This window comes from Psychrobacter phenylpyruvicus DSM 7000 = NBRC 102152, from assembly GCF_000685805.1.
GTDB lineage: Bacteria > Pseudomonadota > Gammaproteobacteria > Pseudomonadales > Moraxellaceae > Psychrobacter > Psychrobacter phenylpyruvicus.
The window spans coordinates 31,126-47,695 of sequence record NZ_JMKP01000023.1; the positions used below are offsets into that span (position 1 = coordinate 31,126).

Sequence of the window (16,570 nt, forward strand, 5' to 3'; positions counted from 1 at the left end):
CCAATTTTTGTGGAATACCGCTCGTATGCTAGTTGAATGGCTCGATATTATAGCCCCCGCTTGGATTGCCGGCAGTTTGTTGGCCCTATTATCCGCCCCATTAGGCTGTCTGGTCCTGTGGCGACGAATGTCCTTTTTTGCCGATGCCTTAGCACACGGCACTCTATTTGGGGTGGCGCTAGCGGCTTTATGGCAACTACCCTTAGGCATAGGTATCGCTTTGGTGAGTGTGATGGTGGTAATCGCTCTAATGCTTTTAGAAGATGAGCGCTTGCCCAGTGATGCCATATTGGCTGTCGTTTCGGTGTCTATGCTGTGTTTGGGCTTATTAACTTTAACCCATTTGACTCAAATGCAGGCCAACGTCTTAGGTTATCTATTTGGTAATCTATTGGAGGTGAGTTGGGGCGATCTGCCTATCTTGTCTGTCTGTGTCGCACTAGGCATTGCTTTTTTAGTTTATATTTGGCGCCAACAAGTCATTCTAGCAACGCATAGCGACTTAGCTCAGGTCTCTGGAATAAATGCCACTCGGCAGCGTCTATTTTTTATGGGAATATTGGCAGGATTTTGTGCTTTGGCGCTGCAGGCTGTTGGCAGCCTATTAATTAGTGGCTTATTGATTTTACCAGCGCTGACTGCCAGACTTTGGGCTCACTCCCCCAAGCAGATGGTTATTTTTTCGGTTATTTTGGCACAGCTTGCAGTAACTGGTGGAGTTTGGGGCAGTGTTTTATTTGATATCCAAACCGGCTTGGCAATCGTACTGGGCTTAGCCATGGTGTTTTTTATGGCATTTATTGTGTCCCGAGCCAGTTAGTTAATAGTAGCCCAATGCCCCAACCAAAGCCCCCATATTAACAGTGAATTGAAAGGTGCGTTATGTCTATTCCTCAAGGCTCTGTCGATCTCATAAACTATCCTCCGACCCAGATAACCACCGAGGATGGGGTGGTTAATATTCTACAGTTGACCGATCCGCACCTATATTTAGATCCTAATACCCAAACAGCTGGTATCAATAACTATCAGAGTTTTACTGCTTGTCTGCAGCAGGCGCTCAATGAAGATATTCGCTGTGACCTAATTCTATTGAGCGGGGATTTGGTGAACGAGGTTAAGCCTGAGATTTACCAAAAGATTTATCAATTACTAGCACAGACCGGCATAGCCTTTGTTTGCATAGCAGGTAATCACGATGTCACCGACGAGTTAGATACCCATCTGCCTTTCTCTCAACGCCGATTTGTACCCCATAAGCCAAATCCTATGCTACTATCAAATCACTGCCTTGTTTTGAATGAGTGGCGCTTACTATTAATAGACAGTAGTGTTCCTGGCAAAATTTACGGAGCTGTGGGTAACAAAAACCTAAACTGGCTAGCGCAAAACTTAGCAAATAGTCATCATCCTGTCATAATTGCCATGCATCATCACGTGCTACCGATGGACTCCACTTGGATTGATCAGCACATCGCCCAAGATGCTGAAGCTTTTTGGCAACTGGTTGACAATCATTCCACAGTGAAAGCGGTAGTGAGCGGCCATGTACATCAAAACTTTGAATCTCAAAGAGCCGGAGTTAAAGTGTACGCTACCCCCTCTACCTGTTATCAATTTAAGCCAAAGTCTGATGATTTTGCTATTGATGACCAGGCAGTACCCGGCTACCGCTGGTTAAGCTTAGATAAACAAGGCACTATAAAAAGCTGGATAACCAGACTAGCAAATAAAAACGCTTAAAGCGGAGTCTAATTGCCTACAGGCTATTGATAAAACAGGAACAAGACCTTATATAATACTTCTCGCAATAACAAAAAAAATATGATATAAGAGTCAATTATTTAATTTGGCACCCCCTACTAATGGATATAGGAAATTGTCATGAGTCAAAATGCTATTGACGACCTAACAAATTTTAAGCCGTACGAAGTTGGCACAGATGAAGAATATATGTCTGATGCGCAACTTGCTCATTTTGAGAATATTCTTAAAGCATGGAAGCTACAGTTGGCAGGTGATGCTGAAAGCACTAAGACTTACATTCAAGATGAGTCTTCTGCTCTATCAGACACCAACGATAGAGCCACGCAAGAAGAAGAGTTTGCTCTAGCGCTGCGTACTCGTGATCGCGAGCGTAAGTTAATTCGCAAAATCGATAAGTCGTTGGCTGAGATCAGTAACGGCGATTATGGCTTTTGTGAAACTTGTGGCGTTGAGATTGGTTTGCGTCGTTTGGAAGCCCGTCCTACTGCCACTCAGTGTATCGATTGCAAAACGCTAGCAGAAATTAAAGAGCGTCAAAACTGGGGCCACTCATAAGTTTCTATCAGTTATCAGTAACTGTTAGCAACTGCCTCTGTCTATGACGATGTCTAACAATAAACGGCCCACTGCCTGTCCTATTTATAGGCCAGCCGTGGGCCGTTTTGCTCCCTCACCCACTGGCGCCTTACATCTTGGCTCACTGACCACAGCCATTGCCAGCTATTGTCACATCAAATCCCTCAATGGAAGCTGGCTACTGCGTATTGAAGATACTGACTCTCAACGCTGTAGTGCCAAATTCAGCGAACAAATTCTAATAGACTTAGACAATTTAGGCCTGCACTGGGATGGCGAGGTTTGGTATCAAGCCGAGCGTAAAGCTATCTATAATGAGCTATTGTATGAGCAGCTATTACCCTATGTGTATGGTTGCCGCTGCTCGCGCAAAGACTTAGCTGACTATGAAATATACCCTAGGTTTTGTTTGCCAGACCCTAAGGATGCAGCTCACGAGTCCAATAAACTGTACCAAAATCAAAAAATACAGTATTTAACGGAAAAAAAAGTAAGAATTCAATTGCCCAATCAAAGCATAGGATTTATAGACGGTATTCAGGGCATACAGTGGTCCAATCCCCAGCAAAGCTTAGGAGATGTGGTATTACGCCGGGCAGATGGCACCATTAATTATTTCTTGGCAGCCAGTATTGATGATGGTCTCCAAGGCATTACCCATGTCATGCGTGGTTTAGATATTTTGCCCTTAACCACTGCACAGATCTCTATTATGCGTTATCTAAACTTGCCTGCTGTTGAACACTGGTATCACCTTCCTTTGGTAGAAAATCACTGCGGTCAAAAGTTGTCAAAGCAAAACCTAGCCACCCCCATTGATACCCTTAGCTTGCCGAAGTGCCAAAATCTGATCCAAAAGGCGCTAACCTTGCTCAAACAGCCGGCAGTAGAGCTAGATAAGCCAGAGGTTATGCTACAACAAGCCGTCGCACAGTGGCGCTTAGATCCCTTACAGCATCAAAGTGTGCTAGGCAAAGTATAGCCTGCATATAGACCTAACCCATCAAACAAAGCACAAATAACAAGGCCGTATAAAGATTTATACGGCCTTTTTCTAACTTGGTGATTGCCTCATCAGGCTAGTAATGACGACATTGAGCCGTTGGTATTTGTGAGGTTTTCTTATGGATATTTAATAAAATACCGACCATGATTAAGCTAATCAACATAGAGGAGCCCCCATAACTAAAGAAAGGTAGGGTCAACCCTTTAGTAGGCATTAATCCCATATTCATACCAGCGTTAATAACGCCTTGGCCAATGAAGATTACCGCGAAACCAAAGGCAGTATAACTCAAGCGCATTTGGCGGTTTTTTAGGGCTATATAACTAATACGCATGGCGCTAGCAACCACCAAAGCTTCTAAAGCCAATATGGTAATGACGCCTACGAAACCCAACTCTTCAGCAGTAATAGCCAATAAAAAGTCAGTATGAGCTTCGGGTAAATGGGCCAGCTTCTGCACGCTTTCGCCATAACCCACACCGGTCATTTCACCGCGGCCAAAAGCAATTAAGCTGCGAGCTAACTGATAGTCAGAGCCCTGAATGTCATCAAAAGGATCTAAAAAAGAGGTAGCACGGGTCATACGATATTCTTGGAACATTACCGCATAAGCTGCTCCCACTAAGCCGAACAATAGTAAGAACCCAGACTGACTCCAAGGCGCGCCGGCCACAAAAAATATAGCCAAAATGACCCCGATAATGATAACTAGTGATCCAAAGTCAGGCTGGGATAAAAACAGGCCAACCAATACCGTCACCAAGGCACCCATTCGGAAGATCCCCCCGTAACCATGGCGCACCTCTGTCCCTCGGCGTACCACAAAGTCAGCGGTAAACATCACCATTACAAGCTTAGCCAGCTCCGCTACTTGGAAGTTAAAGGGGCCAATCTCAATCCAACGTTTCGAGCCATTAATAGCGTCTCCAAACAGCAGCGTAGCTAACAGCAATGCGATAACTATCAGCAATGCAGAGACCAAAGTGAACATATCATAGAGCCACAAAAGGCGCACTTTATAAGCCATAAACCCAGCTATCAGACCCAAGCCCATATACATTAATTGATGCTCAAAGAAGTAAAGCTGTTTAATGTCATGCATATTGGCAAAGGGAATAGAGGCTGAGGCCACCATGATAAGGCTTAACACCATCAGACAGCTGACGCTGGTTATCAGCACACTTCCTGCTGACGGCATTGAAAGTACGCCGGTACTATTTTGCTTACGTTTGGACAGAGCGTTTGGGGTGTATCCAGATGCATTAGCAGTATCTTTTGCCATAGGGTATCAACTGTACTTAAAACTATTTTTTAATAATTTTGGTTAATAAAATAAATAACAGACCAAATTACGACTTCAATGCAGTGACTAGCTGACAAAAATGGTCACCGCGCTCATTATAGCTACTATACTGATCCAGACTCGCACAGGCAGGAGACAGTAGAACCGCTGCCACTTGTGACAAACTGCTGCTTAGTAACTGCTGAGCTTTGTCCATAGCTTGATCTAAAGTCTGATAACGATGTAGCTGTACTTCATCAGATAAGTCAGCTTGCTTTAGGTGCTCAGCTATCAGCTGACCATCTTCGCCAATCAGCAATACCTGAGTCACATATTTATTGATTAAAGGCGCCAGTTCAGCGAAGTTTTGACCTTTGCCTTGTCCGCCTAATATCAGCATTAACTTGGTTTTGCCATGGCTATTGCTGCTATATACTGAGCCTAAGCCTAAGATAGCTGCCAGTGTCGAACCAACATTGGTTCCTTTGGAGTCATTAAAGTAATCTATGCCTGCCACATTATCCACAAATTGACAGCGGTGTGGCAGTCCTGAAAACTCTTGTAACGTTTGCAGCATACTCTCTATCGCAATACCTGCCAGTTCACCCAAAGCAAGAGCCGCTAAAGCATTCACTAAATTGTGTTTGCCTTTTATCTTTAGCTTATCTGCTGCTATTAATTTTTCGGTACCTTTGGCCAAATAGATACTGCCATCTCCTTCGGTGATCAGCCCATATTCCCCCAAGTCTGGCGCATTTGAGCCAATGCTAAGTCGCGGCGTATTATCCGCAATCAACGGTCTGGATAACGCATCATCACGGTTCACCACAATAGACTGGGCCCCTTGGAAGATACGGTGTTTGGCTTGATGGTAGCCGAGCATATCACCATGACGGTCTAAGTGATCGGGTGACATATTAAGCACTGTGGCTACTTTTGCCCCAAGATCGGTGACGGTTTCTAACTGAAAACTAGACAGCTCTAAAACTGCCAGCTCCATTTGGTCACCCAACTGCTCATCTTCTAATAGACTTAATGCCGGCACCCCAATGTTGCCGCCAACGCCGACCTTGATACCAGCCTCTTTGGCCATCAGACCCAATAAAGTGGTCACGGTGCTTTTGGCATTAGAGCCTGTTATGGCAACGATAGGCGCAGTGCAGGCTTCTTTGAATAATTGGATATCGCTGACGATGGCAATGCCGGCTTGTTTGGCTTGGGCCACAGCGGGCGTGGTTAAAGCCACCCCTGGGCTGATAATAATTCGTTCAGCCTGCATTAGAAGCTCGGCATCAATCTCACCAAAGGCTCGGATTTCGATAGCTGGATTTAACTGCTCCGCCAATTTAGGGCAGGCATTGCCATCAGTAACTGCAACACTATAACCGCGCTTTGCTAGGTAGTTGGCTGTCGCCAAACCTGACTGCCCCATACCGATGACCACTTGTAGCCCACTGCCTTTTTGGATAAGTGCTGATGGCTGATCATCAGACTTGGTATTGCCTTGGTGTTGAGTCTTGGTCTGATAATGGCCCACACTTGATGCCTGTTCAGGCTCAAGGTTAGATGGGGCTTGATTTTGATTGTTATCCTGTAACATATTTTGTGACTTATAAGTCGTAGGATCTACTGAAGAGCTATTGGCACCGGTGAGGGTTGGGTCAGTACTCATGGTCTGTCCTTGTTTCTATATTGTGCTATGATGCACCCATTTTTGTAGTAATATGTAGCCCCTATTTACTTTTACTGCTACTTGCACTAGCTATTCAACCTGATTCGATTGCAGCTTGCTGTCATCGTCACAGAATAGAGCAATGATAAAATAAAAATAGGGAGCTAAGTCATTGCTAGGGGTGGAAGGTGTTTATTCTACCATGAGCCTAGCCTCTATGAACTTAATTTACTTACGTTTCTGTGGTCATATCTTTGTTTTTTGACAAGATGAAGTGGGCTGTGTTTAGAAGCGTTGCCTCATGCTGATATTTACCCATCACTATCATTCCACTATCGCACCCTTGTTGTGATGTGAATAATTTATGACAGTATTTTTCCCGCAAGATCACATTCAGCTTGTGAGCTGTATGGCCTATAGTCTACCGTAAATTTTGGTAGCAGCGTTTACCTTACAGCAGCGGCTACTTTCGTCTGTTTTTTAGTTTCATATCCCTATAAAATACAACTTAACAAATAATCGACCCAAACACTATGCCCAAATCTATGCTTATATCAGTACCTTCCCTAAATACGCTAAAAGACGAGTGGTTTTCAAATGTGCGAGGTGACGTACTTTCAGGATTAGTAGTTGCCTTAGCCCTTATTCCTGAAGCCATTGCTTTCTCCATTATTGCTGGTGTAGACCCCAAAGTTGGACTATATGCCTCCTTCTGTATTGCCGTAGTTATCAGCTTCGTTGGCGGTCGCCCAGGTATGATTTCAGCAGCCACAGGGGCTATGGCTTTGGTCATGGTGACTTTGGTCGCTGATCATGGCCTGCAATATTTGCTTGCCGCTACCTTATTGTGCGGGGTAATTCAGTTTTTTATGGGCGTATTCAAGCTTGGTAACTTGATGCGCTTTGTATCCCGCTCGGTGGTCATCGGCTTTGTTAATGCCCTGGCCATCTTAATTTTTATGGCCCAGCTACCAGAGCTGAACCCAGCTATGGAACGAGTCGGCCTACCAGTATATGCGATGACCGCTGCAGGACTAGCCATTATCTACGGCTTTCCCCTTATCCCTAAGATTGGCAAAATTATTCCCTCTCCGCTAATCTGCATTGTCGGCTTAACCGCAGTCGCTTTATATATGGGCTTGGACATTCGTAATGTGGGCGACATGGGCGAGCTGCCAGATACCCTGCCTATGTTCTTACTGCCTGATGTCCCTCTTAACCTTGAAACCTTATTAATTATCGCTCCTTATTCTATGGCATTGGCAGTAGTAGGCTTGCTAGAGTCGATGATGACCGCCACCATTGTTGATGATTTGACCGATACCCCAAGTGATAAGAATCGAGAGTGTCGTGGTCAAGGTATCGCCAACGTTGCCTCAGGATTCTTCGGCGGTATGGCAGGCTGTGCCATGATTGGTCAGTCCGTTATTAACGTTAAGTCTGGCGGACGCACCCGTCTATCTACCTTTATCGCTGGTGCAGTTTTGCTAATCATGGTGGTGTTCTTAAGTGATTGGGTAAGCCAAATTCCAATGGCAGCACTGGTAGCAGTAATGATTATGGTCTCTATTGGCACCTTTAACTGGGAGTCTATCCGTGAGTTTAAGACTCATCCCATGTCCTTCAACGTGGTGATGTTGGCCACGGTTATTACCACCGTATTCACCCATAACTTAGCGTATGGGGTATTGGTTGGTGTGCTTTTATCCTCGCTATTCTTCGCCAATAAGATTGGTCAGTTCTTAAGCGTGGTCAGTGAACTCGATGATGAAAATAATACCCGCTATTACTATGTCCAAGGGCAGGTTTTCTTTAGTTCAACGACTCAGTTCTTAGACAGCTTTGATACCAAAGAGGCGTTGGATAAAGTGATTATTGACGTAAGCCAAGCCCACTTCTGGGATGTCACTGCTGTAGACACCTTAGATAAGTTGGTGATTCGTTTTCAACGCGAAGGGATTGATGTTAAAGTAATGGGACTAAACAGCGCAAGCCGCACCATTATTGACAAGTTCTCAGTTCACGACCGTCGTGATATCGGCTTATTAGATTAGAGCGCTCCAAATCTCCTCTATGGTCTAATTTATAGCTAAGTACAGCTAATCCCACTCTAGCTTTGCTTGAGTGGGTGGCTTATTTTACGGAAAAGGGATATCTCCCTGTTTGAGTGATTTTTATGAGTAATTTAAGAGCGGATAGTGTGATTGCCAGCCTTGATTGTCCCAACCATGTACAGGCTGTACTTGAGGCCAGCATGTGGGCGGCCAAGAATTTGCAGGCACCCATAGGTCTATTACACGCCGCCCCTACCGTTCAGCACAAAGAGGCCTTGGATTATTCAGGATGCTTAGTCGCCGATGATGGCACGCACTTACTTAATCAGTTAACCTTGGAAGAAAAGGACAGTAATGGCAAGCTGCGTGACCAAGGTCGATTGCTCCTAAAGCAGGCGCATAGTTATTGTAAGCAGCACCAAGGCCGCTATCAGCATCAACTTTATTACTTACATCGCCATGCCTCTATTGCTGAAAGCTTGGATTATGTCGATGAAAGTGCCCAGTTGGTGGTTCTTGGCCATCACGTGACCTGTAAAGACACCTTATCGCAGCTAATACGAGCCAGCCGTTGCCCCGCCTTGGTTACCCATGAAAGCTTTAAAATTCCAAAAACTGCACTTTTTGGTTTTGACAACCGGCCAACCTGCCACGCCTTACTAGATTGGCTATGTAGCACCTCATTAATTAGAAATTTAAGCCTACATGTGGTGATGGTTGGAGAGGATAATGAGCGCAACAAAGAGGCTCTACGTGAAGCCTATGCCCGCTTGACTCAGTCAGGAATTCACTGCAAAAAAGCTCTGATAGCCGGCAATGACGTGACCAATGCCTTGATATCTTATCAGCACCAAAATAAGCTGGACCTATTGATTACCGGGGCTTTTGGTGAGTCTCGTTTGCATGAGCTATTGCATGGCAGCAACACCCGCAAGCTACTTAAAGCCAGTCAGACTCCCTATTTGCTGTATCCAAAAATGTAGCTAATATCGGTAACCAAGTAACCAACAGCTACCTTTAATACCAAAAAATTAAGCCCAGATAACGATGAGCCCAGATAACTTAGTTATCTGGGCTTATCTTTTTAGTTATCAGCTATTTATTGAGCTTATTTGGCTCATCAACTACTTATTTGGTTTTTCTAAACAGATCCAGCTCAATGTCATAGCTTGGCTCTGGCTTCTTGAATAAGTAATTACCATTGCGAATTGATGCTAGAACATCAGCACGCTGACGAACTGCTTCAAAAGGTGTCTCAGCATCCAATACTAAGAAGTTAGCGGGTTTACCTTTTTCTAACCCATACTGATCTTCAACATTTAAAGTCTTAGCACCATTATAGGTAATCAAGTCTAGACAAGTGTCTAACTGTTCAAAAGACATGGTCTGTGCTAAGTGAATACCATTATCTAAGATATTCATCAGGTTACCATTACCTGCAGGATACCAAGGGTCATTGATCGAATCTTGACCGAAACAAACGTTAATACCACTTTCCCAGAACTCTTTAACACGGGTTAATCCACGACGTTTTGGATAAGTGTCTTGACGACCTTGCAAGTAGGCGTTTTCAGTGGGTAGAGAAATAAAGTTCATGCCAGACTGTTCAAACAACTGCATCATCCGAAACGCATAAGCATCATCTGCAGAGCCGAACGAACAGGTGTGGCTAGCGGCAGTACGGCTACCAATGCCTTCGATCATAACCAACGCATTCAACAGCTGTACGTGACGACTCATTGGGTCATCGGTTTCGTCACAATGGATGTCAATTAACTTATCATACTTAACTGCTAATTCTACCGCTTTACGCACAGAATCCTGGCCAAACTCATAAGCCCATTCAAAATGAGGGATACCACCAACACAATCGGCCCCCATTTTCAGTGCTTCTTCAATCAGCTCTTCCCCGCCCTTGTAGGCATACATACCTTCTTGTGGGAAAGCCACAATTTGAATAGTCACATTGTCTTTTAGCTGTTCACGTAACTCTAACATAGCCTTTAGCCCTGTTAGATCAGGATCACACACATCAATGTGAGTACGGATAAACTGCACCCCTTTTGACACTTCCTCTTCAATACCTTTTAGAGCGCGCTCTTTGGCATCTTCTAAAGTTTGTGTCTTTTTCACATTGTGCCAGCGCGCAATACCTTCAAATAAAGTACCTGTATCGTTGCCCGCCCCATCACTTTTACCAGTATAGACATAGTCCAAATGTAGGTGAGCATCGACATATGGGGGTACAACTAGACGTCCTTTTAAATCGATCTCTTCATCGGCACTGGGTAAGTTATTGCCAATGGCTTCAATTACTCCATCTTTAACTAGGATTTCAGTTGCTTGTTGCTGACGGTTATTTTCATCGCCATATACGGTAGCATTTATAAACTTTTTCATTATTTTCTCCTTTTTATTTCATTTTTATACCGCATTTTACACGGCATAATTTTGCTTGCTTTTAATTGGCTTGCTTTTAAAAAGCAGATTTTTCTCACGTCCGATTAAGCTCCTAGTGTCTTTTTGGAAAAGAAGGACAATAAGATGGCAGGGATGAAGCATAGAATAGATAAGTAAACGATACCCATCGCACCAAATTGAGGGAGATAAACTAAGATTAATCCGGCAACCCAAGTAGCAATCATGATTGAAAAGTTAAACACGCTAGACTGTACCGAGGTAGCCACTGCTTTAGCCTCTGTCACTTGTATACTGACGGCAGTTTGCCACATGGTTACTAACGGTCCAAAAGCCAGGCCCCATAGGAAGAAGGCTATGTGTGACCAACCATTACTACCTCCAAACATCACGAATAGCAGCATAGCTAAAGCGCCAGCTCCTAGCATTGAGACAATCAAGCCTCGTAAATGCGCATCAATAACGCGGGCCGATAAAACAACCGAAATAACCGAACCAATACCAAAGATCAATAGCGCCAGACTAATGCCACCTTGGAACTTCAACGTTTCAACCAGTAAGGTGATGTAAGTGTAGGTACTATAGTGAGCTACTACCGATAAAAAGGTCAGTACCAGAACAATCCATACTTGCGGAATTTTTAGTATGGCAATCGGTGAGTTGCCTTGAGTCAGCTTTTCACCAGGAACATTAGGTAAGAATTTGGCTGCTAATAATGCAATCAGTGCACCCAAAGCACCGAGCAGAATAAACTCTGTTCTCCAGCCTAGATGAGTACCAATATAGGTCATAAAAGGCAGACCCAAACTCACCCCAAAAGTATTACCGGCCATGATGATGGTAATGGCTCTCCCTTGTAAATCTTCAGTCACTAAGGCCGCCCCATAAGCAGCAATCATTGGCCACATAATACCCGCACAGATACCACCAAGAATTCGCATAGCCACGATTAAGTAGTAGGAGGAAGTGAGTCCTACCATGATATTAGATAGGGCGAAACCTGCTAGCAAGATGAGTAATAAGGTTTTGCGATTGACCGCCAAAGTCATACTAATAAGGGGGATGGCGAAGATTGCCGAGGCTAGGGCGTAAACGCCTACTAAGAACCCTACTTGGGTTTCCTCAATACCTAGACCTTGAGTCATTTGTGGCAAGATACCCGAGGGGACTAGTTCAGAGAGAATACCAATAAAGGTAACACTGGCCATTAAGCCAAAGATAAACCATGAGATATGGTCTTTTCTGGCCACACCTCCTGTAGAATTTGTAGTCACACTCTTGTCTCCAATTAAATAAGAAGTTTAGATATAAGTCTTATAAGTAAGAAGGGGTGGGCAATTTTTATTATATTAATCTATTAAATTTTTCTTATTAACTTATTGTCAATATCTAATATTACTATTTGAAACTCATCCTTAGCTGAAGTCATAATTTGATAGTACAGCACCATATCCACATCACATGTAATGATTTGATAGTAATTTTAACTATAAGTAACTAAAGTAACCGCTTCGTAATCGCTACTGTCTGACACCTATTCGAGCCTTTTTTATCTGAGTCGGAGCGTGCTATTTATATTTCAGCTTAAACTCTATGAAGTATCACAAATTACTAACCAATGGCTAACCTTCTCTAGTTAAACTTCGTTATAATAATTCGGTTATTGCTTGATATGGTGCACACTCATTTGGTGCACTATAAGTCTAATACGCACTATTTTGATGCATTATTAGCCCTAAAAACGTCTTCCCCCTTCGTTTTTAGTTGGCACAATTCTTGAAACAATGTCATCACAATGGGTTGTATGAACCAGCAATTTATTTCAAACAACTATCAAAATCATTATTAAGGATTTCGTATGAAATTGATTACAGCTGTATTAAAGCCTTTTAAGTTAGATGATGTGCGTGAAGCACTCTCTGAAATTGGCGTGAAGGGTGTTACTGTGACGGAAGTAAAAGGCTTCGGTCGTCAAAAGGGCCACACTGAGCTGTATCGTGGTGCAGAGTATGTGGTGGACTTTTTGCCAAAAGTAAAAGTCGAAGTTGCGGTAACGGATGAGATGGTAGAGCCTGCTATTGAAGCCATTACTCGCATCGCAAGTACCGGTAAGATTGGTGATGGTAAGATCTTCATCTCCCCTCTTGAACAAGTTATCCGTATCCGTACTGGCGAGACGGGTCCAGACGCTATCTAAAAAAGCCACCCCTCATTTTTAGTGCTTAACGCTCAAGAGCTAAATAGCGAGAGCCACTACTAATGAGACGCTACCAATATCCACTTAATTCCAAGGGGGAATCTTAATGGAAAACCAAATCTTTGAACTACAATACGCCTTAGACACCTTTTACTTTTTAATCTGTGGCGCACTTGTTATGTGGATGGCAGCAGGGTTTGCTATGCTTGAAGCAGGTCTTGTACGCTCTAAAAACACCACTGAAATTTTAACCAAAAACCTAGGGCTATTTGCCATTGCTAGCACCATGTATCTGGTATGTGGCTATCACCTTATGTACGGTGGTGGCTTCTTTTTAAGTGGCATTATGGGCAGCGAATCTTTAGTAGCTGATGCCCTAGCCGCTTCTGCCGAAAACGGATTTAATGGTACCGCTGTCTACTCCAATGCAGCTGACTTTTTCTTCCAAGTGGTATTCGTAGCAACCTGTATGTCCATCGTATCAGGGGCTGTGGCTGAGCGCATGAAGCTTTGGGTATTCTTCGCCTTCGCGATAGTTATGACCGGCTTTATCTATCCGATGGAAGGTAGCTGGACTTGGGGCGGTAATGAGGTTCCCCTCATTGGCGCATTAAACTTCACTGACTTTGCAGGCTCTGGTATTGTCCACTTGGCCGGTGCTTCTGCTGCATTAGCAGGGGTTCTATTACTGGGTCCCCGTAAAGGTAAATACGGTAAAAATGGCGAAATTCGTGCTATTCCAGGTGCCAACTTACCACTTGCAGCTTTAGGGACGTTTATCTTATGGCTAGGCTGGTTCGGCTTTAATGGCGGCTCAGTGCTAAAGCTAGGCGATATCGCTAGTGCAAACTCTGTGGCCATAGTTTTCTTAAATACCAATGCTGCGGCAGCTGGTGGTGCAATTGGTGCCTTATTATTAGCCCGCATAATCTTTGGTAAAGCCGATTTAACCATGCTATTAAACGGTGCATTGGCAGGTCTGGTCGCTATTACTGCGGGTCCAGACACCCCAACCCCTTTATTAGCGACTATATTTGGCCTCATCGCTGGTGTTATCGTTGTACTTTCAATCCTAGCTTTAGATAAAATAAAAATTGATGATCCTGTTGGTGCCATCTCAGTTCATGGAGTGTGTGGCTTATTTGGTTTGTTAATTGTGCCTATTACCAATGCTGAAACCACATTCTTAGGACAGCTTGGTGGTGCAGCCGTAATCTTCGTTTGGGTCTTTGTGACCAGCTTGATTGTGTGGGGAATTCTTAAAGCAGTAATGGGTTTACGTATCTCTGAAGAAGAGGAATATGAAGGTGCTGACTTGTCAGAATGTGGTCAAGAGGCCTATCCTGAATTTGTTAACTAATTAATGATTAACAGAGCCTGCTGTTACAGTAAATCAATACAGAAAATAAAAAAGGAGCCTTAGCGCTCCTTTTTTTGGTCTTGAGTTAATCAGCTGGGTTAATCTATTATTGCTATTGCCTATGTGCTACGCCTGTATCCAGCGCACAATACGCTCTTCAAGATCCTCTTCATTGACCTGATTTTCACTAATACAGCGCCCTGCCACGCCCACCCCTGCCTCACGCATTCCTTGCTTGGTCAGCTCAATATCTTGGGTCAATAATAAGTGCCATTGAGGTAAGCCTTCGCCCAAATATAGCCGTTTATAAGCACAGTTGCTTGGTAGCCACATCATATTTGGCAGCTTATCTGCAGTTAAAGACACACACTCAGGCACAAACTGCTGCCTATTGTCGTAGTTTGAGCAATAACCAGTGCTACAATCCAACAGCTTGCATGCCACATCCGTGTATTCCACCTCATAAGGTGAGTCAGGGTCATCCAAGAACTTCTCCAGGCAACAGCCGCCGCAGCCATCACACAAAGCCTCCCACTCGGCTGTGGTCAGCTGCTGTAGGGAATATTTTTCCCAGAAATTTGCTCTTAACTGCTCATCAACCACGATAACTCCTCGCTTTGTCATTTAACTTTGCTATTTTTTTAACTAATTTCTTTATTTTACGCTTTATCTAAAGCTACTGCTAAAATGATAGAAGGCAGACTAATGGATAAAGCCTGGGGAATCAATACAAACCGATAGCAACCTGTAAACCCTGTTCACATTTCTTAAATCGAAACTAAGAGTTATCTTTGTTATGTTATTAGAAGTTCAATTCAAGACCTAGGTCAGACATGGCCTTTAATAAACTATATTTAATAAGAACAACAAACCCATAAATCAATAAGGACATAATCGATGAGTATTAAAACTTACGAAATCAAAACCACAGCTGACTCTGGTATGGAGCTTATTAGTTATGTAGCCCTCCCCGATGATGCAACGGATGAAAACTCAGTACCGGGTATTTTAGTAGCTCCTGAATGGTGGGGTGTGGTTGAGCATCCTCGCGAAGTCACTGAACGCTTTGCTCGTGCAGGATTTGCTGCAGTTGCTATGGATGTGTATGGTGAAGGTAAATTGACTAGCGACGCGGCACAAGCCAACGAGTGGATGACGCAAATGTTAGACGATCAAGATAGGCTAATGACCCGTTGCCGCGCAATCTTAGATGATTTTGCTGATCAGCTGCCTGTGGATCGTGAGCGTCTAGGTATTGCAGGCTATTGTTTTGGCGGTAAGATTGCTTTAGATATGGCCCGTGAAGGTATGCCTGTTAAAGCTGTTGCTACTTTCCACGGTAACCTATCTCCTAAACAGCCAGCTGAAAAAGGTAAGTTCACTGCTGAAGTTCTGGTTGCACACGGGCGCGACGACAGCATGGTCTCTATGGAAGATGTTGAAAGCTTTAAACAAGAAATGGACAAGGCAGGGGTTAACTACACGGTTGATGTTTATGACAATGCCAAACACGGCTTCACCAACCCAAATGCTGACAAACGTGCAGCGGATAACGGTGTTGACTTAGGTTATAACGAAACAGCCGCCAATGAGAGTTGGAATAAAATGATTAAGTTTATGCGTGACACACTGTAATAGCTGCAACTATCGATCAGTAATTGGCAACAGTTTATTGATACAGTAAGCCTTTAAGCTCAACACAGCTTAAAGGCTTTTTTTATGTCTATTAGATAAAAGCTTTCATTGAAACAGTCACTTTAAATGTAATATATTTAGTTTAACTTATCATAGCTGTAAGTAATCCCTTACTTGTGTTTTTAATCGAATAAGGTCATTATCACTCTAATTTTTATCAAACTTGGTGGCTCGAATGTTGGTTGTTTTTTTAATAGTAGCTCTAGCCCTATTGCTGTACATAAATTACCCCACTCTCAACACTTTATTAGCAATTCAAACTGAAGAGGCGGGGTACCAAGTTTTTTATTAAAAAGAAAAAAGAAATTATGCGCCAGAATCTTACGCGTTAAACGATGAGACAAATGCCATAAATCTCTAGCACGTACTTTCTGTATATTAAAGCAGTCAGACAATTGACCAATAACAGTCTCAATATTACGTCGATAACGCATCAATCGATTAACATCAGACTTAGGTCTATTATCTGTCATATTGCGTCTTAGCGGTGTTTGCAAATCAATACCCTTTGATGCAAAGTGCTGTGTTAACTCAGGGCGGATA

Annotated in this window: 15 protein-coding genes; 9 read left to right on the forward strand and 6 right to left on the reverse strand. The window is 43.5% G+C overall.

The genetic code is table 11. The annotated features are described in order from the left end of the window. Positions 1-25 precede the first annotated feature (25 nt). The 4 genes from G561_RS0109535 (at position 26) to gluQRS (ending at position 3,325) form a co-directional block, all read left to right on the forward strand. Positions 26-820 (forward strand): metal ABC transporter permease, encoded by a 795-nt coding sequence (locus G561_RS0109535; RefSeq protein ID WP_028859352.1) that lies wholly within the window; start codon positions 26-28, stop codon positions 818-820. Between the two features lie 62 nt (positions 821-882). Next, positions 883-1,743 carry a metallophosphoesterase gene (locus G561_RS0109540; RefSeq protein ID WP_037032108.1) on the forward strand — a complete coding sequence of 287 codons (861 nt, stop codon included), beginning with the start codon at positions 883-885 and terminating at the stop codon, positions 1,741-1,743. A 141-nt stretch (positions 1,744-1,884) separates the two neighbouring features. Continuing rightward, positions 1,885-2,322, forward strand: coding sequence for an RNA polymerase-binding protein DksA (gene dksA, locus G561_RS0109545; RefSeq protein ID WP_028859354.1), 438 nt, complete (start codon positions 1,885-1,887; stop codon positions 2,320-2,322). Between the two features lie 43 nt (positions 2,323-2,365). Then, positions 2,366-3,325 carry a tRNA glutamyl-Q(34) synthetase GluQRS gene (gluQRS, locus tag G561_RS0109550; RefSeq protein WP_051584485.1) on the forward strand — a complete coding sequence of 320 codons (960 nt, stop codon included), beginning with the start codon at positions 2,366-2,368 and terminating at the stop codon, positions 3,323-3,325. Between the two features lie 97 nt (positions 3,326-3,422). Here the strand turns inward: gluQRS and ftsW are convergent, their stop codons facing one another. Continuing rightward, positions 3,423-4,631 carry a putative lipid II flippase FtsW gene (gene ftsW, locus G561_RS0109555; RefSeq protein ID WP_028859356.1) on the reverse strand — a complete coding sequence of 403 codons (1,209 nt, stop codon included), beginning with the start codon at positions 4,629-4,631 and terminating at the stop codon, positions 3,423-3,425. A 67-nt stretch (positions 4,632-4,698) separates the two neighbouring features. Beyond that, positions 4,699-6,063: a UDP-N-acetylmuramoyl-L-alanine--D-glutamate ligase gene (murD, locus tag G561_RS0109560; protein ID WP_218564890.1), complete on the reverse strand. Its 1,365-nt coding sequence runs from the start codon at positions 6,061-6,063 to the stop codon at positions 4,699-4,701. Between the two features lie 785 nt (positions 6,064-6,848). On the opposite strand from murD, the gene G561_RS0109565 reads away from it, so the two are divergent. Together G561_RS0109565 and G561_RS0109570 are read left to right on the forward strand one after the other, a co-directional pair. Beyond that, complete coding sequence (locus G561_RS0109565) at positions 6,849-8,357, forward strand: SulP family inorganic anion transporter (protein WP_037032109.1); 1,509 nt, start codon at positions 6,849-6,851, stop codon at positions 8,355-8,357. A gap of 122 nt (positions 8,358-8,479) precedes the next feature. Beyond that, positions 8,480-9,340 carry a universal stress protein gene (locus G561_RS0109570; RefSeq protein WP_028859359.1) on the forward strand — a complete coding sequence of 287 codons (861 nt, stop codon included), beginning with the start codon at positions 8,480-8,482 and terminating at the stop codon, positions 9,338-9,340. 145 nt (positions 9,341-9,485) lie between these two features. Here the strand turns inward: G561_RS0109570 and G561_RS0109575 are convergent, their stop codons facing one another. Together G561_RS0109575 and G561_RS0109580 are read right to left on the reverse strand one after the other, a co-directional pair. Beyond that, on the reverse strand, positions 9,486-10,757 hold the full coding sequence (locus G561_RS0109575; protein WP_172462163.1) for an amidohydrolase family protein: 1,272 nt from the start codon (positions 10,755-10,757) through the stop codon (positions 9,486-9,488). A 104-nt stretch (positions 10,758-10,861) separates the two neighbouring features. Beyond that, entirely contained in the window at positions 10,862-12,049 is a 1,188-nt protein-coding gene (locus G561_RS0109580; protein ID WP_228707625.1) for an MFS transporter, read from the reverse strand. 584 nt (positions 12,050-12,633) lie between these two features. On the opposite strand from G561_RS0109580, the gene G561_RS0109585 reads away from it, so the two are divergent. Further along, positions 12,634-12,972, forward strand: coding sequence for a P-II family nitrogen regulator (locus tag G561_RS0109585; protein ID WP_007394533.1), 339 nt, complete (start codon positions 12,634-12,636; stop codon positions 12,970-12,972). A 106-nt stretch (positions 12,973-13,078) separates the two neighbouring features. Further along, on the forward strand, positions 13,079-14,332 hold the full coding sequence (locus tag G561_RS0109590; RefSeq protein WP_028859362.1) for an ammonium transporter: 1,254 nt from the start codon (positions 13,079-13,081) through the stop codon (positions 14,330-14,332). A gap of 126 nt (positions 14,333-14,458) precedes the next feature. Here G561_RS0109590 and G561_RS0109595 read toward each other — a convergent pair whose 3' ends face one another. After that, on the reverse strand, positions 14,459-14,956 hold the full coding sequence (locus G561_RS0109595) for a YcgN family cysteine cluster protein (RefSeq protein ID WP_373277688.1): 498 nt from the start codon (positions 14,954-14,956) through the stop codon (positions 14,459-14,461). A gap of 273 nt (positions 14,957-15,229) precedes the next feature. On the opposite strand from G561_RS0109595, the gene G561_RS0109600 reads away from it, so the two are divergent. Further along, positions 15,230-15,967 (forward strand): dienelactone hydrolase family protein, encoded by a 738-nt coding sequence (locus tag G561_RS0109600; protein WP_028859364.1) that lies wholly within the window; start codon positions 15,230-15,232, stop codon positions 15,965-15,967. Between the two features lie 296 nt (positions 15,968-16,263). Here G561_RS0109600 and G561_RS0109605 read toward each other — a convergent pair. Continuing rightward, positions 16,264-16,570 (reverse strand): transposase (locus G561_RS0109605; RefSeq protein WP_028859365.1); only part of this gene is annotated, 307 nt, incomplete at its 5' end.

Excerpts from the sequence above, each read along its gene's own strand:
- G561_RS0109535 (WP_028859352.1), top strand. The coding sequence starts at position 26 with ATGCTAGTTGAATGGCTCGATATTATAGCCCCCGCTTGGATTGCCGGC.
- G561_RS0109590 (WP_028859362.1), top strand. The coding sequence starts at position 13,079 with ATGGAAAACCAAATCTTTGAACTACAATACGCCTTAGACACCTTTTAC.
- G561_RS0109565 (WP_037032109.1), top strand. The coding sequence starts at position 6,849 with ATGCTTATATCAGTACCTTCCCTAAATACGCTAAAAGACGAGTGGTTT.
- G561_RS0109600 (WP_028859364.1), top strand. The coding sequence starts at position 15,230 with ATGAGTATTAAAACTTACGAAATCAAAACCACAGCTGACTCTGGTATG.
- G561_RS0109575 (WP_172462163.1), bottom strand. The coding sequence starts at position 10,757 with ATGAAAAAGTTTATAAATGCTACCGTATATGGCGATGAAAATAACCGT.
- gluQRS (WP_051584485.1), top strand. The coding sequence starts at position 2,366 with ATGACGATGTCTAACAATAAACGGCCCACTGCCTGTCCTATTTATAGG.
- G561_RS0109595 (WP_373277688.1), bottom strand. The coding sequence starts at position 14,956 with ATGACAAAGCGAGGAGTTATCGTGGTTGATGAGCAGTTAAGAGCAAAT.
- ftsW (WP_028859356.1), bottom strand. The coding sequence starts at position 4,631 with ATGGCAAAAGATACTGCTAATGCATCTGGATACACCCCAAACGCTCTG.
- G561_RS0109540 (WP_037032108.1), top strand. The coding sequence starts at position 883 with ATGTCTATTCCTCAAGGCTCTGTCGATCTCATAAACTATCCTCCGACC.
- G561_RS0109585 (WP_007394533.1), top strand. The coding sequence starts at position 12,634 with ATGAAATTGATTACAGCTGTATTAAAGCCTTTTAAGTTAGATGATGTG.
- murD (WP_218564890.1), bottom strand. The coding sequence starts at position 6,063 with ATGGGGCAGTCAGGTTTGGCGACAGCCAACTACCTAGCAAAGCGCGGT.
- dksA (WP_028859354.1), top strand. The coding sequence starts at position 1,885 with ATGAGTCAAAATGCTATTGACGACCTAACAAATTTTAAGCCGTACGAA.
- G561_RS0109570 (WP_028859359.1), top strand. The coding sequence starts at position 8,480 with ATGAGTAATTTAAGAGCGGATAGTGTGATTGCCAGCCTTGATTGTCCC.